The 22,877-nt window shown below is 68.6% G+C and carries 21 protein-coding genes; 13 read left to right on the top strand and 8 right to left on the bottom strand.

What is annotated here, in order from left to right; translation table 11 throughout:
- The first annotated feature begins 48 nt into the window (after positions 1-48).
- From FF096_RS19685 to FF096_RS19670, 4 genes are all read left to right on the top strand, one after another.
- The gene (locus FF096_RS19685; RefSeq protein WP_155220585.1) at positions 49-369 is read left to right on the top strand and encodes a hypothetical protein; all 321 of its coding nucleotides are present in this window, start codon (positions 49-51) and stop codon (positions 367-369) included.
- Between the two features lie 157 nt (positions 370-526).
- Positions 527-4,576, top strand: coding sequence for an AAA domain-containing protein (locus FF096_RS19680; protein WP_196222588.1), 4,050 nt, complete (start codon positions 527-529; stop codon positions 4,574-4,576).
- On the top strand, positions 4,576-5,412 hold the full coding sequence (locus tag FF096_RS19675) for a hypothetical protein (protein WP_155220581.1): 837 nt from the start codon (positions 4,576-4,578) through the stop codon (positions 5,410-5,412). Before FF096_RS19680 ends, FF096_RS19675 begins: the two co-directional genes overlap by 1 nt.
- A 266-nt stretch (positions 5,413-5,678) precedes the next feature.
- A complete protein-coding gene (locus FF096_RS19670; protein WP_309223614.1) occupies positions 5,679-7,463 on the top strand; it encodes a hypothetical protein in 1,785 nt (594 codons plus the stop codon).
- Between the two features lie 98 nt (positions 7,464-7,561).
- On the opposite strand, the gene FF096_RS19665 is transcribed toward FF096_RS19670, so the two are convergent.
- The 3 genes from FF096_RS19665 to FF096_RS19655 form a co-directional block, all read right to left on the bottom strand.
- On the bottom strand, positions 7,562-8,320 hold the full coding sequence (locus FF096_RS19665) for a hypothetical protein (RefSeq protein ID WP_230462772.1): 759 nt from the start codon (positions 8,318-8,320) through the stop codon (positions 7,562-7,564).
- A gap of 210 nt (positions 8,321-8,530) precedes the next feature.
- Entirely contained in the window at positions 8,531-8,887 is a 357-nt protein-coding gene (locus FF096_RS27530; RefSeq protein WP_230462787.1) for a hypothetical protein, read from the bottom strand.
- Positions 8,888-8,961: 74 nt separating this feature from the next.
- Positions 8,962-9,354: a hypothetical protein gene (locus FF096_RS19655; RefSeq protein WP_155220577.1), complete on the bottom strand. Its 393-nt coding sequence runs from the start codon at positions 9,352-9,354 to the stop codon at positions 8,962-8,964.
- Positions 9,355-9,564: 210 nt separating this feature from the next.
- On the opposite strand from FF096_RS19655, the gene FF096_RS19650 reads away from it, so the two are divergent.
- Both FF096_RS19650 and FF096_RS19645 read left to right on the top strand, forming a co-directional pair.
- Entirely contained in the window at positions 9,565-9,849 is a 285-nt protein-coding gene (locus tag FF096_RS19650; RefSeq protein ID WP_155220575.1) for a type II toxin-antitoxin system Phd/YefM family antitoxin, read from the top strand.
- 29 nt (positions 9,850-9,878) lie between these two features.
- Positions 9,879-10,133, top strand: coding sequence for a type II toxin-antitoxin system RelE/ParE family toxin (locus FF096_RS19645; RefSeq protein ID WP_230462771.1), 255 nt, complete (start codon positions 9,879-9,881; stop codon positions 10,131-10,133).
- Positions 10,134-10,290: 157 nt separating this feature from the next.
- Here FF096_RS19645 and FF096_RS19640 read toward each other — a convergent pair whose 3' ends face one another.
- The 5 genes from FF096_RS19640 to FF096_RS19620 form a co-directional block, all read right to left on the bottom strand.
- Positions 10,291-10,764, bottom strand: coding sequence for a hypothetical protein (locus FF096_RS19640; protein WP_155220573.1), 474 nt, complete (start codon positions 10,762-10,764; stop codon positions 10,291-10,293).
- A 485-nt stretch (positions 10,765-11,249) separates the two neighbouring features.
- Positions 11,250-11,660 carry a type II toxin-antitoxin system VapC family toxin gene (locus FF096_RS19635; protein ID WP_309223613.1) on the bottom strand — a complete coding sequence of 137 codons (411 nt, stop codon included), beginning with the start codon at positions 11,658-11,660 and terminating at the stop codon, positions 11,250-11,252.
- Entirely contained in the window at positions 11,657-11,935 is a 279-nt protein-coding gene (locus FF096_RS19630; protein WP_155220571.1) for a type II toxin-antitoxin system Phd/YefM family antitoxin, read from the bottom strand. The genes FF096_RS19635 and FF096_RS19630 overlap by 4 nt, the downstream gene beginning before the upstream one ends.
- A 503-nt stretch (positions 11,936-12,438) precedes the next feature.
- A complete protein-coding gene (locus FF096_RS19625) occupies positions 12,439-13,143 on the bottom strand; it encodes a Crp/Fnr family transcriptional regulator (protein ID WP_155220569.1) in 705 nt (234 codons plus the stop codon).
- Between the two features lie 593 nt (positions 13,144-13,736).
- Positions 13,737-14,819: a hypothetical protein gene (locus tag FF096_RS19620; protein WP_196222587.1), complete on the bottom strand. Its 1,083-nt coding sequence runs from the start codon at positions 14,817-14,819 to the stop codon at positions 13,737-13,739.
- A gap of 611 nt (positions 14,820-15,430) precedes the next feature.
- Here FF096_RS19620 and FF096_RS19615 point away from each other — a divergent pair.
- The 7 genes from FF096_RS19615 to FF096_RS27335 all read left to right on the top strand — a co-directional run bounded on the left by FF096_RS19615 (position 15,431) and on the right by FF096_RS27335 (position 22,876).
- Entirely contained in the window at positions 15,431-16,342 is a 912-nt protein-coding gene (locus FF096_RS19615; protein WP_155220568.1) for a hypothetical protein, read from the top strand.
- A 223-nt stretch (positions 16,343-16,565) separates the two neighbouring features.
- The gene (locus FF096_RS19610) at positions 16,566-17,318 is read left to right on the top strand and encodes a VWA domain-containing protein (protein ID WP_155220566.1); all 753 of its coding nucleotides are present in this window, start codon (positions 16,566-16,568) and stop codon (positions 17,316-17,318) included.
- On the top strand, positions 17,318-18,097 hold the full coding sequence (locus FF096_RS19605) for a protein phosphatase 2C domain-containing protein (protein ID WP_155220564.1): 780 nt from the start codon (positions 17,318-17,320) through the stop codon (positions 18,095-18,097). The genes FF096_RS19610 and FF096_RS19605 overlap by 1 nt, the downstream gene beginning before the upstream one ends.
- The gene (locus FF096_RS19600) at positions 18,094-19,140 is read left to right on the top strand and encodes a protein kinase (protein ID WP_155220562.1); all 1,047 of its coding nucleotides are present in this window, start codon (positions 18,094-18,096) and stop codon (positions 19,138-19,140) included. Before FF096_RS19605 ends, FF096_RS19600 begins: the two co-directional genes overlap by 4 nt.
- Positions 19,137-19,787 carry a 4Fe-4S single cluster domain-containing protein gene (locus FF096_RS19595; protein WP_309223612.1) on the top strand — a complete coding sequence of 217 codons (651 nt, stop codon included), beginning with the start codon at positions 19,137-19,139 and terminating at the stop codon, positions 19,785-19,787. Before FF096_RS19600 ends, FF096_RS19595 begins: the two co-directional genes overlap by 4 nt.
- Positions 19,788-21,008 (top strand): hypothetical protein, encoded by a 1,221-nt coding sequence (locus FF096_RS19590; RefSeq protein WP_155220560.1) that lies wholly within the window; start codon positions 19,788-19,790, stop codon positions 21,006-21,008. It begins immediately after the preceding gene.
- Positions 21,005-22,876 carry an AAA family ATPase gene (locus FF096_RS27335; RefSeq protein ID WP_155220558.1) on the top strand — a complete coding sequence of 624 codons (1,872 nt, stop codon included), beginning with the start codon at positions 21,005-21,007 and terminating at the stop codon, positions 22,874-22,876. Before FF096_RS19590 ends, FF096_RS27335 begins: the two co-directional genes overlap by 4 nt.
- The last annotated feature ends 1 nt before the right edge of the window (position 22,877 follow it).

The raw sequence follows: 22,877 nt of genomic DNA, 5'->3' as shown, positions 1-22,877 counted from the left end.
CAGCTCCTCCGTGAAGCCGACATCCTACTGACCCGTCCCAGCCGAAGCATGCGTCGTTGTTGGCAGCGGGCCTGCGCCTGCCTGACCCGCCTCGCCCTGCAACAGGGGCTCCGGACCTACTGGGAACAGGTCGACGCTTCGGTGCTGTCCCGATGCCCGACGCGGCACCAGTTGCTGGCCCTGCCGGTCTACGCCGATGTCTCGACGGCCCGCCTCGCGCGCACCGCCTGGCACGGCCTCTCCCGCGCCATGCACCACCACGTGTACGAGCTGGCCCCCACCCACGCCGAGCTGCGCGCCTGGCACCGCGACGTCGCCGCACTGCTCGATGAACTGAAGCATCGGGTTGGCTCGGCCAGTAGCAGCTGAATGTTGCTGACTGGGGTCCTTTCCTCGATACCTCTGTCGCACTTCCGATCCGCATCCATACCTGCTCAAAGCCCTATCCTGTAGGGCTTTGCCCTCGGGCCGTCGGCCCGGCGGATCAGCACTGCCGTACGTCGACCGACATGGAGACGAGATGCTGATGAACCAACCGGAAGCGTTCAACGTCGTCCAGCAGGCCGCCAGCCGGTGGGCAGACCGGCTGATCGACTTCGGCCCGCGTAACACACTGCTGTACTTCAAGGAACGGCAGGCGACCACACTGGATCTCGCCGAAGCCACTGCCGACGGGATCAGCGATCTGCTGCGGGGGAAGAAGGTCCGTCTGCGGACGCTATTTCCGGTTCAGGAGAGCCACAACAGGGCCTGCAATACCGCCCGCACGCTGCGCCGCAAGCTGGTCGAGCTGGATGAGGAGCAGGGTATTCAAGCCGGCTGGGTCGCCCGGGGTCTGCTCTGCATGGTCGGCTCGTATACCCGGGGATCTGTACCGATGCAGCCCCTGCGCGCACCGTTGATCCTGCAACAGCTCACGCTGGACAGCAGGACGGCGACCGAGAACGACTTCACCCTGGAACTGTCCGACTCGCCCGAGATCAATCCCGTGCTCCTGTACGCGCTGGAGCGGCAGTACGGCGTGGAGGCGGACATCATCGCCCTCGGCGAGAAGCTGAGCATGATGCTGAGTGAGATAGCCGACCCTGATCAGCAGCTCAGCAACGCTTACCAACAGATCGCCGAGGCGGTCGCGCCCAGCGGCCTCTCCCTCCATCTCGAGTCGGCGTTGGTCGCCGGTGTGTTCAGTTTCGACAAGCTGGCCATGGTCAAGGACCTGCGCAATTCCGGAGAGCTGCTGGCGTCGCATCCCGTGATCGGCGCCATGGCCGGCGACCGGAACGCACAGCAGCACCTGCGCGTCGAAACGGCCCCGGGCCCGAGTTCCAGCGCGGACCGGGTCGACCTGGCCAAGGAGTTCCTGGTTCATGACGCGGACTCATCCCAGCAGGCGGCCATTGACGCGGTGCTGTCCGGCCGGCACGTGGTCATCGAGGGCCCGCCGGGCACCGGGAAGAGCCAGACGATCGCCAACATCATCGCGTACTCGGCGGCGATGGGTCGCAGTGTCCTGTTCGTCTCCGAGAAGCGCGCGGCGATCGAGGCGGTGATGAACCGACTCGGTGACGTCGGGCTCGACAACCTTGTGTTCGACCTGCACGACCGAAGGATCAACAAGAAGCAGGTCGCCCAACGTATCGCCACCGTTCTCACTCAGGCCGGTGCCGAGCCACCGGTGGATACGGATGATCTGCACCGACGCCTGCGCAGCCGGCGGACCGCCGCACAGCGCCACCCGGCCGAGATGCACGAGGTACGGCAACCGTGGGGCATGAGCGCGTACCGGGTGATCGACGAGTTACTCGCCCTACCCAGTCATGACGTCAGTAGGTATAACCTGCGCGCCTCGCAGTTGCGAAGCCTTGACCGGTCGGCGATCGACGCTGCGCGAGAGGACCTGCGGACGTTCGTCGATCGTGGTGGCCTGCGGATCTGGCGTGGGGCGTCACCGTGGGCGAAGGCCGCGATCCACACTTCCGATGATGTCGACAACGTTTTGGTTCACCTCGAAGGGCTCGCCTTCGGCGCACTTCAGAACGCGCAGCAGCAGATCCGGAATCTGGTCGACCGGGCAGGGCTGGACGTACCCGACGACCTCACCGCCTGGACCGACCTCTTCGACCTGCTCAGCGAGATCGAACGGACCGTCGACAGCTACAGCGAACACATTTTCGGACCGGATCTGGACGACTATCTCTACTCGACGGCGCCACGTCGGCACCGGCCGCGACGAGTCGAACCGCTCGGACTTCTCCGCCGATTCCAATTGCGCCGCCAGCTGCTGCGCGCCTGCCCCGCCGCACCCCGCAAGCGAGCCGAGATGTATCGAGGGCTGCTCGCTGCGGTCGATCAGCGCGAGCGGTGGCGCAAGCTCAGTCGATCCGACAGCATGCCCACCGCCCTGGCCGGTGCCGATCTGTGCATGGCGTCCTTCGTCCAGGTCCGCAACCACCTCGCCGCAGTGGCGGCCTGCGCCCGTATCGACGGCCTCGACCAGGGATCGGCCACCACCGCAGCACACACCCTCGCCGAACTGGACGCCGACCGCGAGACCCTGTTCCTGATGCCCGAGCTGAACAAGCAGCAGCAGCGCTTCCGCTCGCTGGGACTGGGCTGTCTGCTCGACGACCTGGCCGCGCGGGACGTCTCCAGCGGCGAGGCGACCGACATCCTGCTGCGCGCCTGGCTCCAGGTGGTCCTTGACGAGATGCGCATCCGCGTCCCGTACCTTGGGCAGTTCGTCGGTCGGCAGCACAGCACCGTCGTCGCGGACTTCCGTGACGCTGACAGCGAGCACATCCAGGCGGCGGCCCGGCACGTGCGACGCAACGTGGCAGTGAACCTGCGCAAGACCCGGGACACCTACCCCGACCAGAACAGCCTCGTCCGGCGAGAGGCGACGAAGCGGAGCCGGCACCTGCCGCTGCGCAAGCTGCTCGGCAGCGCCCGAGAGGTGCTCCTCGCCGCGTTCCCGTGCTGGGCCATGTCACCCCTCGTGGTCAGCCGCATCCTGCCGGCCGAGCGGATCTTCGATGTGGTCATCTTCGACGAGGCGAGCCAGATCGAGCCGCACGACGCGGTGGCGTCGATCATGCGCGGCGCGCAACTCGTTGTGGCCGGCGACCCCAAACAGCTCCCGCCTACGCCGTTCTTTCGTCGACTCGTCCAGCAAGTTGGCAACGGCGAGGAGGACGAACTCGGCGACGACAGTCTCGAAGACTATGAGTCCGTACTCGACGTCCTCAGCGGTCTGATCTCCGACCGACACCGGCTGACCTGGCACTACCGAAGCCGGGACGAGCGCCTGATCGCGTTTTCGAACATCGAGATCTACGACCGGTCTCTGGTGACTTTCCCCGGGGTGCAGGTGGACACCCCGCTACGCCTTGAAACGGTCGATGGCCGCGTTTCGCCAGGGCAGAGCGGCTCCTCGCCCGAGGAGGTCGACCGGGCCGTTGACCTGATCCTCGAACACGCCGCACAGCGGCCCCACGAGAGCCTGGGCGTCATCACGATGGGTCAGAAGCACGCCTTGCGGATCGAAGCTGCGCTGCGCAGCCGACGCCGTGAGCACGAACACCTCGACGCCTTCTTCTCCCAGGACAGGGCTGCGAGCCAACGGTTCTTCATCAAGAGCCTGGAGAACGTCCAGGGTGACGAGCGTGACGCCATCATCCTCAGTATCGGTTACGCAAAGACCCGCGACGGTCGCTTGCAAATGCGGTTCGGGCCGCTCAATCAGGAAGGCGGCGAGCGGCGGCTGAACGTCGCCATCACCCGCGCGCGTTGTCGGATGACCGTCCTCAGCGCCTTCTCGCACCACGACATGGACCCGATCCAGACCGCCGCGACCAGGAACCGCGGCCCCGAACTGCTGCGCCGCTACCTGGAATTCGTCGACCTTGGTGGCGAACTCGGCGGGCGGCAGCACACCCGCATCGAACTCAACGGCCTCGAACGCAGCGTCTTGGCCGCCGTCGAGCGGCAGGGCATCAACGCGGTGCCGCAGTGGGGGGTCTCCGGTTACCGCATCGACCTGGCGCTCGCCCATCCGGATCAGCCCGGCCGGATGGTGCTCGCCGTCGAGACCGACGGCCACGCCTATCACCAGGCGCACAGCGCTCGCGACCGAGACCGGCTGCGCCAGCAGCACCTCGAGCGGCTCGGGTGGAAGTTCCACCGGATCTGGTCCACCGACTGGTACGTGGACCCGGAAGGCCAGACCGCCCGACTCGTCGCTCGCTGGAAGCAGGCGGTCGCGGAAGCCGATCGCGTCCCGAACCACCGCCCGGAACCCCTGCCGCCGCGACGGCCTGCACCGCCACCGGCCGCACCGTCGCGCCGCGGCCCGCGTCCCCCAGTCCCGGTGGGACTGCGGATCACCGAATACAGCCGCGAACAGCTCGTGCAGATCTGCGCGTGGCTGCTCAACGACGGACTCCAGCGTGACCGCGACGAGCGCCTGCAGGAGGCCATGGCCGAACTCGGGTTCCGCAAGCGGGGATCGATCATCATCCAGCGCCTCACCGAGGCGCTCGACATCGCGCAACAGCGTGCCGACCGGGAGGTTTCCTGATGGCCATCCTTGACCCGCTTACCCTGGAACGGGTAGCACGCCTGATTTGTGACATCGACGGACCGTACGAGCGAAACGGCTGGCAGCTGGAGCGGTTTCTGCAGCGGGTCCGGTGGCCCGGCGACCCGCAGTACGACGGCTCACCTCGCGTTCCTTGGCTCACTGAACTGCTGCTCGCCGGTGCCGACGACGCTGCTGCCCTCGACCGCCTGCTCTGCCGAATCTGCGATCCGTTGGAGTACGACGGCGGCATCGAGGCAGCAGAGCCGATCGCCCAGGAGCTGAACCGCCTCCTGGCACCCGAGCGCCTCACCGTCACCTATGTCGGCGGACGCCCGGTGCTCGGCCAGCTCGATCAGACGGGCGAAGCGCCGATGTACGGGCCACCACCGGACCTGCACGAGCGGGTGCGCCGGCTGACTTCCGACAGCCCGGCGGTAGATGTCCTGATGGCAAGGGCCGACGAGGCGAGCATCTGCCAGAACAACGGCGCGTATGCCTTGGCGATCATCGGAATCGGCAGCTTCGTCGAAGGACTGCTGCACGTCGTGGTGACCGATCGCGATGAGGAGGTCCGCGAGCGTGGCATCCCCGGTTACAACGGCCGGAGGACCCCGGCCGACCGGGCTGGCCTGAAACTCCTGCTCGATTTCGCACACCAGCAGAAGTGGGTCCAGACCGATGCCAAGGACTTCATGGAGAAGGTCCGGGACTACCGAAACTTCGTCCATCCCCGGCACCAGATCGAATACGGCCTGGTGCCGGACATCGACACCGTCCGGATGTGCTGGGCACCTGTGCACGCGCTCCTCAACGACCTGGAATCCGCACCATGATCAACCGCTGATCTCGGTGCCCAGCAAGTAAGCGGATCGACCTCTCCTTGTCCAGATGCCGACCTCGACCCCCGCCTCTGCTACTCCAGCTTCCGACCGGGACCAGGTGCTGGAGTAGCAGACGCGGGGCACCGGGGCCGCATCGAGCGAGTGCGGTGACGCGTTCGGCGCAGCCTTCTCGCCTGTAACCCCTCGGGACGGCGCAAATGCTCGGTTTCAGGTCTGTGTTCGCGACCCACCACGAACGGGACCATCTACAGCGACTGGTGCGGGAACAACTCGACCGTTGGATCGCGGACCCCAAGGGTTGGGATCCGTCCGCGCTTCAGGAGAATCGGTGGGCGACCATCGGTGACAACGTCAGGGCCCTCCTACTGCAGCACGAGGGGCAGGATGGATCGACGTCAACACGCGTACGGATCGTCGAAACGAAGCCGGACGGGCAGTGGATCGTCCAACTGACCGTGCACTCGCCCAATGCGAGAGAACGGGCGGCATGGGCCTGGATCGACATCGAATCACCCGACCCCGACGGCGAGGACCCACGCAGCCGCCCCCGCCTCGCAGGCACCCCCCGCTTCCTGGCCCCCATGCTCGAAATCATCGATGCCTGGGACGGTGCCGCACGCCTGACGACGCGACCAGTCGTCATCCGCGGCGACGAAGTCGACGAGGTCCACCGAGCCCTCATCGACACCGAGCGACGAGGTGTCCTCTTCGTCGCCGGCAACGACGACTCGCTGCCTTCAGTCCCATGGACCAACCGGATCGCCGACCTGACCCGGTTCACCATCGGCATGGCCTCGTGCTACGTGCTGGACGGGGCAGCCACACAGATGCTCAACGACCGGCTCGGCCAGGTGCACGCCGTACTGCCGGGCCGACTTCGTACCTTTCGTCCCCAGGTGCAGCTGGACTCCGCCGTCGACGGGTTGCGGCACCGGGTGCTGAGCGCCGAGCGGATCGCCGACGACAACGAACAGCCCCGGCTCGCGCGGGTCCTCGCCTCCAATGCCCAACTGCAGGCTCTCAAACAGCCGCTGCCCGCATCGGTGGCGCGGGTGCACCGGATGCTGGAACGTATCGCCGACGACATGTTGGTGCACCGGCTCGGCGACGTCACCTCGAAGCGACCATCGCTCGTTCCGTCGCAACCCCAGGCAGCAGCCGTCGAGACCCGACAGAGTGACGGCCAGCAAGATGGTGCCGGCGCGCAGCAAGGCATGTTGCTGGACTACCTGAAGATCAAGGTAGGAATCGATCACCTGACCGTCGACCGGATAGACGAGATCGTGCGTCTGATCGAAGTCGGCCGGTCATCGCAGGAGGCGCAGAAAGACATCGCATCCCGATTCGCGCAGCTCCAGGCCGAACTCGATGAGATACAGAAGGCGTATCACGACGTCAAACGGCAGCTGGACGATGAGCAGATCGAGAACCGGGACGCGGTTGAACGCCTGACCCGCTCCGCGGAGACGGAACGGACGCTGCGCCACCGGCTCGCCTCTCTCGGGCAAGCAGAGGTGGCCTGGACGGCACAGCCGTCGGAAGCTGACGTCTCCCGCCCGGACAGCTTCGGTGAGATGCTCCGTTGGCTGCCAAGGCTCCAGTACGTCGTGTTCACGGGTGATCCTGACTGCGCTGAGGAACTTGACAACAACGATCCCCTGGGCAACTGGGCTTCGAAGACCTGGGACGCGTTGTTGGTACTCCAGGACTATGCAGCGGCGAAGGCAGACGGACGTTGGGCTAGGGACGTCCATGGCTTCCTGGAGAACACTCCGGATGGCTGTCACGGGTGGCCGACGCGACGCCATGCCCGTGACGAGAGCGAGGAGGTCCGAACCAACCCGGCGTACTGGAAAAAGCGGGTGCTACCCGTTCCGGCTTCCGTCATCGCGGCGGGCGAGATCTTCATGGGTGCGCATTTCAAGATCGCTCAGTTCGCGATGATCAGCCCCCGCATGCACTACTACGACGATACGGCGCAGAGCGGACGGATCTATGTCGGCTACATCGGCCGGCACCTACCAACCGGACAGACGAACTGACGGCCACCGAGGGCGATGGCTGAGCCACAGCATCGAGGGCTGCGGTACCTACGGCTGGCTGAGGTCGTGCACCAGTCAGCCGGTGGCGCGGTAGAGCTTCACCCCGCCGCCGCTGGCGTCCGGTGGGCTGGCGACCGCGGCGTGTTCGTTGACGAGCCGGCGACGGCTCCGAGGGCGAAATCCGGACGGCGCCAGATCTCGCGTCGATCATCGAGATTCACGGCGACGGTGTCGGCGCCGACCTGGGCGACGACCACGGGGCCGGACGCGCCGATGACGACCGGGTGCTTCCGCGTCAACTCGTGCTGATCTTCGTCACTGGGCTCGATCTCGATACGTTGAGCTTCACGCCCGGTGCCGGCGTCAACGGCGAGGATTTCGATAACCGGGCGCGGCGGTGTCGTGCCCTTACCGGGCGCAGTGGCGGCGAAGGCTGTCACCACACGGCGCTGCGCACCGGTTCCGGCCAGGACCGGCGGTTGGGCGGGGTTACCACCGACGAACGGGTTCAGCGTCGACGGCGACAGCGCAGGCTCGTGTGCCGGTCGCAGCGTGCCGGCGACCATGCCGGAGGTGATGTCAACGCGCTCCAGCCGGTCCACCGACGAGATCCAGACGCGCTTCCCGTCGAGTAGCACGGGTAGCGGCTCGACGCGTTGCCCACCCAGATTGATCTTCGACAGTGACGCGCTGTCCGGTAGCGGGATGGGGTCGGACACGTCGAATGTGCGCGGTGGGTCAAAGGTGGGCCGCTCGCTCGGTGCGCTGGCTGTCGCTTGGGCTGGTGGCTGTTGCGCCTCCGGTGCGGTTCCGCAGCCGATGGTGGCGGCAAGTACGCCGAGGCCTACGCCGAACACGCCCAGATTGCTTTGCGCACCGCGTCACGTCTCCCCGTCGCCGTTGGGTACAGCCGGGGAGTGTAGCGAGTTTGGTCCACTCTTCGTGTGCCGACCGTCGCAGCCCGGAGCTGAGCTGTATGTCGTGGAGCGAGATAGGGCAACGGAACTCGGGAGGCCGCCATAGGTCATCAGCGCCATAAAGAGGAATTCTCTGCTGGCGGTACGTCCTCAGGCTTCTCCGCCACAAGGCGTCGGACATGACGTTCGGACACGCCGGCGGCCAGAGCCAACTCCGCCGGGCTGGCCTGCGGACGCTCGGCGCGCAGCCGGGCTACAACGTCTGCTGTCCGCTCCGCGCGTCCCGTCACCCGCTTGCGTCGTGAGGTTCGCCGCCGGAGCGGCGCCGACACCTGGCTCGTGGCCGGACCGTCGGCGGCCCCAGCCAGCTGCGCCTCCTTCATCTCGGTCACAACCTCCAACGTCGACCATGGCCGCTGACGCGACGACCAGCATCCCGTCGACCGATAGCGGAAGTACGTAGGCGACCTCGGGACGCTCACCGAACCTCAACGCCACGGCGACCATGTGGCTCCTCGACGACCAGGCAGCAATACCGGCCACCGCCACCGTGCTCACGTCTCGGGCCAGCCGGGTCGGAGTCATCGAACCACCCCCAGCCCGAGCCGACGCTCGATGGCCCGGACCTCGATGGGGTCCACGGACGGACGTCCGCCGATGTCCAGCCGCGTCTGGACATCAGCCCATCGCCACCATCGCCTGAGGAAGTCGATCGCGTCGAGACCGGTCGCTTTCGCGATGTCCGTCAGGTCCGCGCCCGCCCGCAACGCGGTGTGGATCACTGAGGGTTGCCAGCGAGTCCACCAGGACACCACCGCAGCGGACAACGCCAGCTCCGTCAGGACGTCATCGAGGCCGGTTCCCGGCGTTCGAGCGACGGCCTGGTCATGAAGATCGAGAAGGAGTTGGAACGGGTTGATCTCTGCGGCATCGGCGAACCACACCGGCGGTTCGGTCGGTCGGGCCCGGTTCATCGGGCACCGCCCGATCCGCGTGAGCTGGGCAAACTCAGCGGTAGTGGGTCACCGACGATCGTGGCGGTGTGGTTCGCATGGTGGTACCTCCGGCCCACGCAACTTTCTGACCTGCCGTTTCGTGGCGACGTGTGTTCACCATGCGAACCATCGGCGTGGTGTCTGGAGGAACGGTGGACGCCCCAGCGGATTTTGGTCATACTTGTGACCATGACGACGCTGCCGTTGGGGGAAGTGAAGACTCGGCTCTCTGAGCTGGTGGGGCGGGTGCACGACCACCACGAACGGGTGACCGTGACCGTGCATGGTCGGCCGTCCGCGGTGCTGGTGTCGGTGGAGGACTTGGAGCGTCTGGAGGAAACCGTCGCGGTTCTCGGGGATGCGGACACCCTGCGGCGGCTGGCCGACTCCGACGCGGAACTGGCCCGAGGTGAAGAGGTGTCCGCCGGCCAGCTTGCGGAGACCATTCGCGCCCGTCGCGCCTCGGCCGCGTGAGCCCCCGGCTGCCGGAAGATCCGTAAACGTTGCGCACCACGCCGACCGTCCGTCGAGCGCTCGCCGAACGGTTGCCGGAGGCCGTCGCGGTGGCCGCGTACGAGTTCATGACTGGGCCGTTGGTGCGAGAGCCCTACCGGGTCGGGAAGCGTTTGTTGCCACCGTTGTCTGATCGGTTCAGCGCCCGGCGAGGCACCTACCGGATCATCTACCGCATCGACGACGACAATCGCACCGTGACCGTTGTGGACATTGATCATCGAAGGGATGTGTACCGCTCCTGACGCCCCTGGCAATTTGTCGACCCTTGCCATGCGTTCGTCACTGATGGTCATGGAGCTAATGCTTGACGGTTACCTCTCATGGGCCCGTCCCAAGACCTGTCGCCCGCTGAGGCCCGCCGTCGTCCGTAAACGCTGCCGGACCCTGTCTCGGCGATGCCTACATGTACTCTGCCGCCACTCCCTCTGCTTCCGCCACGAACTCGTCCAGCTCGGCCGGGGTCAGCTTCTGCTCTTGCAGCAGCTTTCCGAGGACGAAGATCTCGGCGGCGATCATGGTTTCGGCAGGAATGTTGTCGACTAACTCAGGTTCGCCGAGGGCGGCGCGGATGAGACCCTCCATTTCGAGGGCCGGCAGGGTGTCTCCGTCCTGGTGCTGCGAACGGGTTGTGGACACCCATGCAGCAACATCGGTGGGAGTGGCATCCGGTTCGAAGTGCCGGTTGACAGCAAGGGTGAACGCCGCTCCGATTACCTGGAGGCCGCCGACCCAACCGCCACGACCGATCTCTGCGACGAGGGCATCGGCAGCATCCCAGTCAGCTCGGGCCAGCGCCCGGATAAGCTCGCTGAGCGCTTGAATCTTCACTTCCTCAACCTCGCTATCATCTTGCTGGCCGCGATCATGAACCATCTTGCCCCCATGCCTGCCAGCAGGCTGACCACCACGGCGACCTCGGGACGCTCTCCGAACCTCAACGCCACGGCGACCATGTGACTCCACGACGACCAGGCATCAATCCCGGCCAAGCGCCACCGTGCTCACGTCTCGGGCGAGCAGGGTCGGCGTCATCGGACCACCCCAGTCCGAGCCGCGGCATGGCCATGGAGATCGAGAAGGAGTCGGAACGGGTTGATCTCCTCCGCATCGGCGATCCGCACCGGCGGGTCGGATGGGCGGGCCGGGTTCATCGGGCACCGCCCGATGCCCGTGAGCTGGGCAAACTCAGTGGTAGCGGGTCACCGGCGATCGTGGCGATGTGGTTCGCATGGTGGTACCTCCGGCCCGCTCGAAACGGATACCCAAACGGAGGGTGCAAGATCGCAGGCCACGGCCGGTGTCGTGGCGGCGTTGCCGTACGGCGGCGGGACTCTGCGGCAGGGTGGTGGATTCGTGGGTCAGTTCTGGCCGGGGCTTGCTACGGGTAGTCCTGCTTCCTTGGCGCATTCGAGCAGCCGCCGGTCGTAGGTGACGAAGGCGGTGAGTGCCGCGCCGGACTCGTTGGTCAGCACCTGGGCGGTGGCCAGGTGGATGGCGTCAAGGCTGCGGAGTGTCGGATCGGCGAACGCGGCTGCGGTCGCCCGGATCGTGCTGTCGATCTCCAGTCGGAACAGCCGTCCGACAGCAGCCGGCACTCCGATCAAAGCTTGCGGAGCTGATCGGCGCAGCGCTCTGGGTACTTCCACCTCGACGAGAGCAGAGGAGACCAGCGGCACGTCGTCGTGCTTGTGGAGCCAGGAGACAAGGTCGGCGCTGCACATCTCCTGCCGAACCAGCTTGACGACGGCAGCTGAATCGAGATAGATCACCAGCGCTCCTCGTCACGCATCGCAGCGAGGGAGGCGGCGGCGTCCGCACTCTCGTCACCGAGCTTCGGTGGAAGTGGAACAGAGCCGCCGCCGGTGGGGGCGACGGCTCGCCCTGCCGCTACCAACTTGGCCAACACCGACCTATCGTTGCCTACCGGAACAAGTCGGGCAATCGGGTGTCCACGATCGGTGATCTCGACGGTCTCGCCGCCACTCACCCGAGCCAGCACCTGGCTCGTGTTCTGGTTCAGCTCCCGGACACCGATGCGTTCCATGGGCACAAGTGTAGAACTAAATGTTCTACGGTTCTAGCTCCTGACGTAAACCGGGGCTGCCTGTCCGGCGACCAGAGAGGTCCACGAGGTCTAGACCATGGCGCTGGCCGGCGGCTCGGTGGGTGGTGTCGGAATCATCGCGCACGACCCGAGGTTCGTGAGCCGGGCAAGCTCAGGGTTAGCGGATCGCCTGCGATCGTGGCGGCGCGTTCGCATGGTGGTACCTCCGACCCACCACCCGCCCATCGTGTGGGCTGGATCGGCGAGATCTCCGCGAAGAGCGGACGCTGTTCAGGAAGGTGCTGGTCGCGCTAGCCGTGGCCGTGGCACTGGCGACGATCTACGTGGCTGGCATCGCGGTGCCAACGGCCGGGCCGACGATCGTCGACACACTGTGGCTGTGCTTGTGCGGCGCGGGCGCTGTGCTCGGCCCTACCGCTGCCTATGTCGGCGTCGTACACCTCAAGCGGAGAACAGACGTGATGATCGAGGTGAACGGCGGCTCAACGGCGGTCGGCGTGGGCGGCGAGGGCGCGAAGTCCCGCCAGGTCGAGCACCGTGATCCGGCGGTAGCCGGTGCGGATCAGTCGCTCCGCGCGCAGCGTACGCAAGGCTCGCTGGGTCGTGTCCGTTGCCGCACCGACCAGGGTGGCCAGTTCCGTGTGGCTCAGTGCCACACCGATGACTATCTCGTCGTCGGCGATTCGGCCACAGCTGGCGGCGATCTCGGCGAGCACCCGGGCCAGCCGGACGTGCACTGGATAGGTGAATTCGGCCCGCCGCTCGTTCGCGCTCCGTAACCGTTCGCCGACCACGGCGGTGACCTGGGCGGCGACTGCGGAGCGGCGGTCGAGCAGGCGCAGGAAGTCGACCTGTCGAATCACAGTCGACACCACATCACCGCAGGCTGCCACGGTTGCCGACCGCGCCTGGCCGGTGATCGCGGCAAACTCTCCCACGAGGTCACCCGGTAGGCGGATCGCCAGCAGCCGGTCCGAGCCGTCCACAGTAGCGGTCACCTTGGCGAAACCACGCCGGAGCACCTCGACGTGGGTGTCACGCGCGCCCTCGACGAAAAGCCGCCGGCCGGAGGACACCGTGCGGGTGACCCCGAGCGCGAGCAACTCCTGGCGGTCGGCCGGCGCGATCCGGCCCAGGAATGATCCCTTCGCCCAGGGCGCGTCACCATCCAGCGGTACGGCAGACATGCGGTGCCCTCCTCGACGCGGGACCGGGCGAGATCCCGTCCTTCCCCGGAATACCGGCCACGGGACCGGGGTGCAATACCCCTGGACCGGATGAGCATCCTGACGAGGGGAGGCGACGTGGAGTCTCATTGGGCGAGGGCGTACCGCTGACATCCGTACCCGGTCGCCGACCGACTCGATGCCTCGGCCGCCCACCGGCCAGCGGGGGAGTGGCCGTGCCGATGGCCCGTCCGTCAGGATGATGACAGTGAACCTGTCGGGCGTGCGGTGCGGATCGGAGGCGACATGGCTAGCCGGGACCAGTCGGTCACGGCCATGACCAGCGATGGCGATCCGCCGGCCGTGCCACGCGTGGCACGGCCGGACGGGCCAGGATGTGCGTCACGCGCACGCCGTGCGCCTGTCGGCGGCCACCGTCCGCTGGTGGAGGAGCGGTGACCGACCCAGAACCGCAGCCGGCGGAACTCTCCCCGGTGCAGCAGGCCCGAATCCGGCGGTTGCTCGAACGGGAGTTCACCGAGGCATGGCGTGCGGCCGTGGCAGCCGGAGCGGAGCCGGCTGTGCTGGCGGACACCATCGAGCGGGTGCGGGGGTTACCGCGGGCCGTCGGAGATGATGTGGAGCACGTCGTCGACGATCCGCCGGACGGTGGCGTCGTTGGCGAGCAGGGCTGAGACCCGCTCGTCGGTGGCTGCCGTTTCGCCGGGCACACGATCGATCTCCTCACTGCCGATGTCGGAGCCGAAGACCATTCGGAGTACCTCAACCACCGTCTCGCGCGGGTCGCCCCCGTCGCGCAGACCATGGTTGATCGCTTCGACAGCGGCGGATGCGAGGTCGGCGAGCCTCGCCTCGTCCCGTTCCTGCGGTCCCACCGGCACCAACGGCTGGGGGTCGGTGACCCCGTCACCGGGAACGGCGAGGACGGGAGCGTGTTTGCGGCCGAGTGGCCGTTCCACGTAGTCGGCGTACCACCGGGGCCGTCGTCGCATGGCTGTCAGGACCCTCTCGATCTCCCTCGTGAGGGTGCCACCGTCGCCGCCGGTCGGGTCGCCCGTCACTGCCTCGCGTCGCTGCGCCCACCTGTCCAGCGGCCACAGCTCGGTACCGGCGGTGGTCGGGACGCCGACCCAGGTGAGGATCTGAACCGCCAGGTCGGTGAGCCACGGGTCGTTGTCGAGCTCGCGGGCCAGCCAGGCGGGGACCCGGGGCCGTTGCAACGCGCCCCGACCACCGCGCCGACGGCGGTGACCGTCGACGGTTGCGGCAGTGAGTCGAGTCGAGAGCCAGCGTTCGACATCGATGATCGGTACCCGGGCGTTGGCCAGGAGATCGGTCACCACCGCCTCCACGTCGTCGTGGTGCCGGTCGAGGCAGTCGTCGGCAAGCATTCGAACGGAGGTGGCGCAGGCCCAGTGACCACGTCGTCGTTCCATCGGGCGGGTCACCCTGGTGAAGACGATTGGCCATGCGATCGCGTACGCGGCGCCGGTGAGCCGGGCGCGGACCTCGGGCGTCGCCGATGCCATCGTGGTGGCGAGTTCACCGCGGTGGGCGAGCCCGCGCAGTTCGCCCTGAGCCGGATCGGGGCGGGAATGCGTCTCCCGGTCGAGTGTCGCGTAATTGACAGATCTGGCCGGAAAGGGCTGGCGGATCGAATCATCCGCGTTTGTCATGACGCCCCCTTCCCCATACGGAATGAGCCCTGCCTGACCCTGCGATTGCATCCGAAGGATCGCCCCTGGATGGCCACTAACAATGTCTCCATTGACTCGGCCAGGCGAGCCCCTGCCCGCCGAAGAAGCGGTTCGTGGTCGATCGATGACGGAACGTCGGCCGAGGAGGCCGTTACGGTGAGTGCGGTAGCGGTTTCGCCGAAGTGCCGCGACCCACCTGTCTGCGCGGCCACGTCCGTCAGGGCACCCGAGGTCCGGTCCTGACCCGGCCGATCGGCGGCTCCGCACGCCGGTCTGTGTGTGCTATGACGATTGATTGTTCGTACCCACATGGCGACGAATGGATCCCCGTTTCCTGATTGCGACGAGACTGGTCCATCCTTGTGCTTGCGGGTGCTCGCCGCTGGCCAGGCAATGGCCAATTTTCTGGCCAGATAAAGGTCGCGCGTGGGCGACGACGGGACCAGGGCGGGACAGGGGTCGATAGCCTCCGCACCGTTCTGACGGACCACTACGAAAGGAGGAGGGCCCTGCCTGCTGCGATCGAGGATTACCCCTCGTATGAGGCTGGACTCCGTCAGGAGTTACTGGAACTCCGTCGGGGCGCGGGCGTGCAGAGCAGCCCGTTACGTCGGCGACTCGGCCCGCTACTGGCCGACCTGTGTGGGGTGTCGTGGACGGAGCCAGAGGCGACCACCCGCGCGAAGGTGCGGGCCGCCCTGCTCGCCCGCACCGCCGACATGCCCCGTGAGCTACGTCGGGCAGTCGAGCTGGCGTACGCCCTCGATCCCGATCACTCCTACCTCCGGCTGGACCGCCGCATCGAGCAACTCGCCACGGAACTCTCGGTACAGCACCGCACCGCCCGTCGTCGGATCGACGAGGCGGTCGCCCGGCTGGTCCGCACCATCGCGCTCAGGACTTCCGTCGAGGCATCCGAGTCCGGTCCTGCCTGGCACGTGCAGGCGATGAGCGCACTGCTGCGGCTCGACACGCCGACCCCCGAGCTGTACGAGACGCGGGACATCACGGCGATCCGGGCGATCGACCAGATCACCGTGCAGTTCAGCCTGCCGCGTCGGCCCGGCGACGACGCCCCGGATCACGACGTGCGCGCCGACGTGCTGTTCGGCGCGCGCATCACCGAACTGACCCGGCACAACGCCGGACAGGTCTTCCGCCTCACCCTCGCCCTTCCCCGGACCCTCGCACCGGGGGAGCGGCACCAGATCTGCGTGCACTACCGGGTGCCACCGGGGCAGGCGGTCCGGGAGCACTACGTGTTCCAGCCACTTACGCCGTGCGCGCGCTGCACCGTCCGGCTGCGCTTTCCGTTGGACCGGGGCCCGGTGATCGCGTGGCGGCTCGACGGTGTGCCACCTCGCGCGGTTGACGACCGGGCACCGGGGCCCGACCGGCTGGAACCCGACTCGGTGGGCGAGGTGACTTCGGACTTCGACGGGTTGCAGCAGGGCCATGCGTACGGCATCGCCTGGGCCTTCCCTGACGCCCCGGACGGCTGAGCCCGCATGACGGACGCCGCGCCGGTGGAGACCTTGCGCCGGACGGTCCGTCAGATAGGGACGTGGCGAGTTTTTCCGACCGGCTTCCGGCCGCCGCCTCCCGGTCCGGGCACGCGGCCCGACGGCCTTCGCTGTCCGGGGCGGGACGGACACCCCGGTCCGATGGCGTCGTCGGCCTGACCTCCGCCACGGGCGACCGCTGGCCGGCCAGGGCGATCCGGCCGTGAACCCCTTCGCGCTGTTCCAGGACGAGTCGGAGGAGCCGGACGCGATTCCGTTCGTGACCGACACGCACCGGCGGCGTTTCGTGGCGCTCCTGATCGACACCTCGTGGTCGATGGCGGCCACCCAGAGCAACGGCATGCGCGCGATCGACGTGCTCAACCAGGAGTTGACCCGGTGGCTGCCGACGGTGCGTGCGGAGGGCCGTGGGGCGCTGCGGGACGTCGAGTTCGTGGTCGTCACGTTCGGCGCGGGCGGGGTACGGGTGGTCTCCGGTGACGGAACGGCCTCCGCCGCCGACGGTGCCGCTTTCGTACCCGCATCCCGGCTCGACCTGCCGACCCTGACGGCGGGTGGCGCGACCCCGATGGTCGCGGCGGTGGAACTGGCACTCGATCTCGTGGAGCAGCGTCGTCAGCACGTGCAGACGGTGCATGCCCAGCAGACCGGCGGGCCCCGGCTGATCCTGGTCAGCGACGGCACGCCCACCGACGACGAGGGCAATCCCACGGACGACTGGCGGCCGCTCGCCCGCCGGTTGGAGCAGTGGCGATCGACGCGCCGGCTGCAGATGTTCGCATTCGGTGTGCCCGGGGTCGACGACGAGGTGATGCGCGCCCTGGCCACGCCGAGCGGCTACTTTGCCCTCGCCGACCTCGACCTGCGAAAGCTGCTCGACCTGATTCTGGTGGCGACCTCCGACCATGTCGACTTCGACCAGGTACGCAGTCAGGTCTACGGGGACGACCTCTGATGGCGGCGCGGTGGTCGGTGCTGGGTGGCAGCGTGGCGGGCGGGGCGCACGCCCGCGCCGGGCTCAGCGGCCAGGACGCCTACGCGACGCGGGAACTCGACGGGACTCTGCTACTGGTCACCGCCGACGGAGCCGGCAGCCGGCGGTACGCCGCGACCGGTGCGAACCTGGTGGTCACCCTCGCCCTGGAGGTGTTCGGCGCACTCGCCGCTGATCAGCGCCCGGCCACCACCGCCGCCTGGGCCCGGCTGCTCGACGTCGCTCGGCACCGAGTGATCCGCCGGTTCCGCCGCGCGGCGTGGGCGCTGGCGCGGGCCGTCGGGGACCTCGCCCCCGAGGACCTGGCGACGACGCTGACCGTCGTCGTGGCCCGTCCGCCGTGGGTGGCCGTGCTCGCGGTGGGAGACGGTGTCGTCGTGGTCCGAGCGGCTGACGGCAACCTCGATCTGCTGGTCGCCCCCACCGGCGGTGCGGATCAGTCGCTCGGCACGGCCACGCTGCTGCCGGTCGCCCGCGTCCGAGGTCACGCCCGGCGGCGGGTGGCCCGGCTGCCCGACCTCACCGGAATCGCGGTGTTCACCGACGGCCTGGACAGCCTCCTCGTCGAGTACGACGGTGCCCGGCCCCGTCAGCCCGGCGCCGAGGCGTTCGCCCAACTGTTCGCGCTCGTCGAAGGTGCCGAGCCCGACCCGATGGCGGTGACCCGGATACTCGCCGGCCGACGGGTCGGTGCGCTCACCGACGACGACAAGACTCTCCTGCTGGCGGTGCCCCGATGAGTATGCACATATGGCTCGTCGACCGGGACGGGCGTCGGGTGACCGATCGGCTGGACACGCCGATCGGCTCGGTCGGCTCCCAGGGGCGGGTCTTCCGGCTCCGGGGCCGGCCCGACACGGTGGTCAAGGTGCTGCACCGGGTGGACCGGGCGGAGTTGGCCACCCGGATCCGGGCGCTGCTCGCCGAGCCGACCGACTGGACCGGGCAGGCTGGCCATCCGGTCGTGGCCTGGCCGTACGCAGCGGTGCGTCGGCGGGACGACGACCGACTGGTCGGATACGCCGCCCCGTGGCTCGGACCACCGTTGTTCGCTCCGCTGCCGCTGCTGTTCAACCCGGTGGCCCGGGCTCAAATGCTGCCCGGCATCACCTGGGTCTGGTGGCTCACGGTGGCGGAGGAGTTGGCGCGGGTGGTCGAGGCGGTGCACCAGCGTGGACACGTCGTCGGTGATCTCGCCCCGGTCAACGTCTTCGTCACCGCCACCGGCGGGGTCTGCCTCATCGACGTCGACGGCTGGCAGCTGCACGACCCGACCACCGGGGTGGACCTACCGTGCCCGTTCTCCCGTCCCGAGTACACCGCCCCGGAGGTCCTCGGCCCGGCGCCGGGACGGCGGGACCACTCCAGCGACGCGTGGGCGCTGGCCGTGCTCGTCGCCCAACTCGTCTGTCTCGGCTTCCATCCCTACGGGGGAGTGCCGCCCGACGCGACCGGGCCGGTGGAGGAGGTCGACAACGTCCACCTGCGCCGCTGTCGGCTACTCGGCGCCGACCTCCGCGCTCCGGCCGCCGCCGTACCGGCGGACCTGCTGCCCGACGTGCTGCGACGCCGGCTGAGCGAGGCCCTCGACGCCGGCTTCGACGCGCCGGCGGCCCGACCAGGGCCGCGCTCCTGGGCAGCCGCCCTGGCGTACGCCCGCGACCGGCTGGTCGGGTGCCCCATCGCACCCACCCACGTGTACCCGCGCGAGCGACGCCACTGCCCGTGGTGCGCGATGGTCGCCGCCGGGGCACCCGACCCCTTTCCCGGAGGCCGACGGTGACCACGACGCTTGAGATCAGCCGGGTCGTCGAGCGGACCGCTGTGCTCGGCCCGGGCCTGCGCGCGGTGATCTGGGTACGGGGTTGCCCACTGCGCTGCCCCGGATGTGTGGCACCGGAGGACCTGCCGTTCACCGGTGGAACCACCCGTACCGTCGACGACCTCGCCGAATGGCTCGGCGGCCTGCCGCCCGAGATCACCGGGGTCACCTTCTCCGGCGGTGAACCGATGTCTCAGGCGGCCGGACTCAGCGCACTGGTCACCCGCGTACGGGCCGACCGGGACTGGTCGGTGATGGCATACAGCGGGTGGACCATGGAACACCTGCGTCGGCGGGGTGAGCCCGACCACCTCCGCCTGCTGGATCAGCTCGACATCCTGGTGGACGGTCCGTACGTCGCCGCCCGTCATGCCGACCTGCGTTGGCGCGGCTCGGCGAACCAACGCCTGCACTTTCTCACCGACCGGCACGCGCCGCCGCCGGAGGACGGTTCCGCCGGCATCGAGCTGCGGCTCACCGACGACGGGGTGCAGTGGATCGGAGTCCCGCCGGTGCCCGGCTTCCGCACCGGCTTCGAGACCGCCATGCGGACCCGGGGGATCACGATTGCCCCGTCCGCCACCAGCTCCGACGAGAAAGGTCGATGAATGTCTGGCAGCCCCAAGTACACGACAGTCGACTTCGACGCGGCCCGGCGGGCCGAACTGGCGGCCGCTCGGCGACGACGTCAGGAGGAACGCCGTCGACGTCAGGAGGAACAGCGCCAGCAGCGCTTCGACGCCGCCGTACGGGCGGCCGAGACGCGCCGGGACGCGTTGACCGAACGACTCCGCCAGCTCACCGACAGCTCGCGGGGACTGTCCCAGCATGCCCAGGTCACCGCAGAGAGCGGTCGGGTGGCTGGGCTGGGCCGTCCCAGCGACGGGGCCGAACTGAGCCGGCTCGGCCGGGAGTTGCGCAGCGCCGAACGGCGGGTGGACAAGCTCACCGCCGAGGTGTCCCGGGAACTGACCCGCGTGGAGCACGGCCGGGCGGTGGAGCTGGCCGTCGCGCCAGTGCGGAGCCTGACCGACGCGGAGCAGCTCGACCCGGTGGGGCACCGGAACATCGGTGCCCTGCTGGGCGAGGCGCGGCGGCTGGCGGGTGATCCGCGCGGCTTCGCCGACCTGCATCGCCGGCTCGGTGAGGCGGTCGGGGCGCACGTCGAGACGGTCCGTGACCGTCAGGCATCCCTGATGCGTCTGGCCACCGAGTCCGACGAACTGGCGGCCCAGCTCTCGACCGTCCTGGCCGACGCGGCGGCGGCCGGGGTCACGGTCGACGGGGCGGCCGAACTGCGTGCTGCGGTCGCCGGACTGCGGAGAACCGCCACCGGCAACACCGACTACTGGGAGCGGCAGGTCGCCGGTCTGCGGGAGCGGATCAAGCAGGTGGCTGTCGCGACCGATGCCCGACTCGATCAGCTGGACCGGATGGCGCTCATCGTGGAGGCGGCCAGCGCCGCACTGCCTGCCGCCGGACTCCGAGTCGTGCCGGACAGCCTGACGGAGCGGGCCGATGCGGTGGTCTTCCTCGCCGAACGGGCGGACGGCTCGGCCGTCGAACTCACCGTGCACGCCGGGGACGGCAGCGGAAACCGGCTGGAGTACCGCACCGACGGCTCCGACACGGTTGTCGAACGCACGGTCGACGGCCAGAGTTCCCGCTGCGACCTGACCGAGGAACTGCTCGAACGCTTCCACACCGAACTCGCCGGCCAGGGTGTGGAGGCGGACGGACTGCACTGGGAAGGCAAGCCCGCCATCCCCCGTCCGCCGGCCCGGCAGGCACTGACCCGTCCGGCCCAGGACGACCGGAGTCGGTCGTGACCACCGGACCGGCGAGCCGTCCCAGTGCGCCGCCGGCAGCGGCCTGGTTGGAACGGGTCACCGCCGAGATCGCCCGCGGTCGGCACGTCGTCATCCACGGCAACGTCCGTGACCTGGTCCGCTGGGACCGCTCCTTCCACCCGCTGCGGACGGCGGTCGCCGGCCTGCTGTCGATCTTCGGATACCAGTTGACCGGCTACTACGACCCGGTGGACGGGTTGAGCTTCGTCAGCCCGACCGACCAGCACGAGTTCCATCGGCTCGCCGGGGGCGACCCCGGTGGGTCCTCGGGTGGATCGTCCGCCGCGACGGACCGGACCGGAGCGACCCGGGGTCGGTTCGCCGCCGCGCTACGCGACGCGCCTCCGCCAGCACTCACCAACCCGTACGACGCGATGGCCGCCGTCCGGCGGGTGCTGCGGCAGCCCACCGTCTCGTCGGCGTTCCTCGTCGACCAGGCCGACCTGCTGCTGTCGCCTCCCGACCGGGGCGGCGACGCCGAACGGCGTCTGCTGGGTACCGTGGCCAGGGCGATGACCGAGGCGGCCCAGAGTGGTCCCCTCCGCAACCTGCTGCTGTTGGTCGCCGACGACCTGGCGGCGCTGCCCGCGTGGCTCTACCGGGATCGTCCATACGTGCAGGTCGTCGAGGCGGCTCTGCCCACCTTCGACGAGCGGCACGTCTACCTCCATCAGCAGGCCCGCCACTTCCACGAGGCGGCGGCTGCCCGCAAGGCACCCGAGGACCTGCGGGTGCTGGCCAACCTCAGCGAGGGCATGGCGATCTCCGAGCTGGACGGCCTGTGGCGGATGAGCAACCTGCAGAAGATCCCGCTGGACGAGCCACGGCTGCTGATGAAGCGCACGCTGTTCGGCCCACGGCAGGACCCCTGGCGCCGCGTCCGCGACCGACTCGACCGATTCGATAGCGCCGTCGGTGAACGCGTCATCGGTCAACCTGTCGCCGTCGACCGGGTCCGCCGGGCACTGACCTCGGCCACCGTCGGCATCGACTTCGTGGCCGACCCGCACAACGCCGAGTCTCGGCCCAAGGGGATCTTCTTCTTCGTCGGGCCGACCGGTGTCGGAAAGACGGAGCTGGCCCGAGCGCTCAGCGAGTTCGTCTTCGACGACGAGACCGCGCTGGCCCGCTTCGACATGTCCACCTTCGCGGAGGCGCACTCCGCGGAGCGGCTCACCGGTGCCCCACCCGGGTACGTCGGACACGAGCGGGGCGGCGAGTTGACGAACCGGGTGAGTCAACGGCCGTTCAGCGTGCTGCTCTTCGACGAGATAGAGAAGGCCCACGCATCGGTGTTCGACAAGTTCCTCCAGGTCCTCGACGACGGGCGGCTCACCGACGCGCTGGGCAACACGGCGTACTTCTCCGAGACCGTGATCATCTTCACCTCGAACCTGGGTGCCGCCGAGACGTACGGCTGGCTCGACGGCGGCGAACTGCCCGACTACGACAAGGTCACCGCGCACTTCGAACGGGCCGTCCGAGAACACTTCACCGCCACTCTCGGCCGTCCCGAGCTGCTCGGTCGGCTCGGCGGCGGCATCACCGTCTTCGACATCCTGCGACCCGAGTTCGTCGATCGGATCGTCCGCAAGCTGCTGGGGCAGCTGGTCGCCAGCGCCGCCCGGCAGGGGGTGCGGCTCACCGTCGACGAGCGGGCGGTGGTGACCCGGGTGCAGGAGCTGATGCGCCGGCCCGAGGCGTTGCGACTGGGCGTACGCAGCATCCGCGACGCCCTGGACCGGTTGGTGCGGGAACCGCTGGTCGAGCACGTCTTCGCCCACCCTGTCCAGGCAGCCGTGCATCTGTCGGTCAGTCGGCACGGCGCGGTCATCCGCGCCGACTGAC

This window comes from Micromonospora sp. CP22, from assembly GCF_009712475.1.
Classification (GTDB): Bacteria; Actinomycetota; Actinomycetes; order Mycobacteriales; family Micromonosporaceae; genus Micromonospora.
The sequence above is the reverse complement of the archived record's forward strand: the minus strand, read 5'-3'. Positions and strand labels throughout refer to the sequence as shown.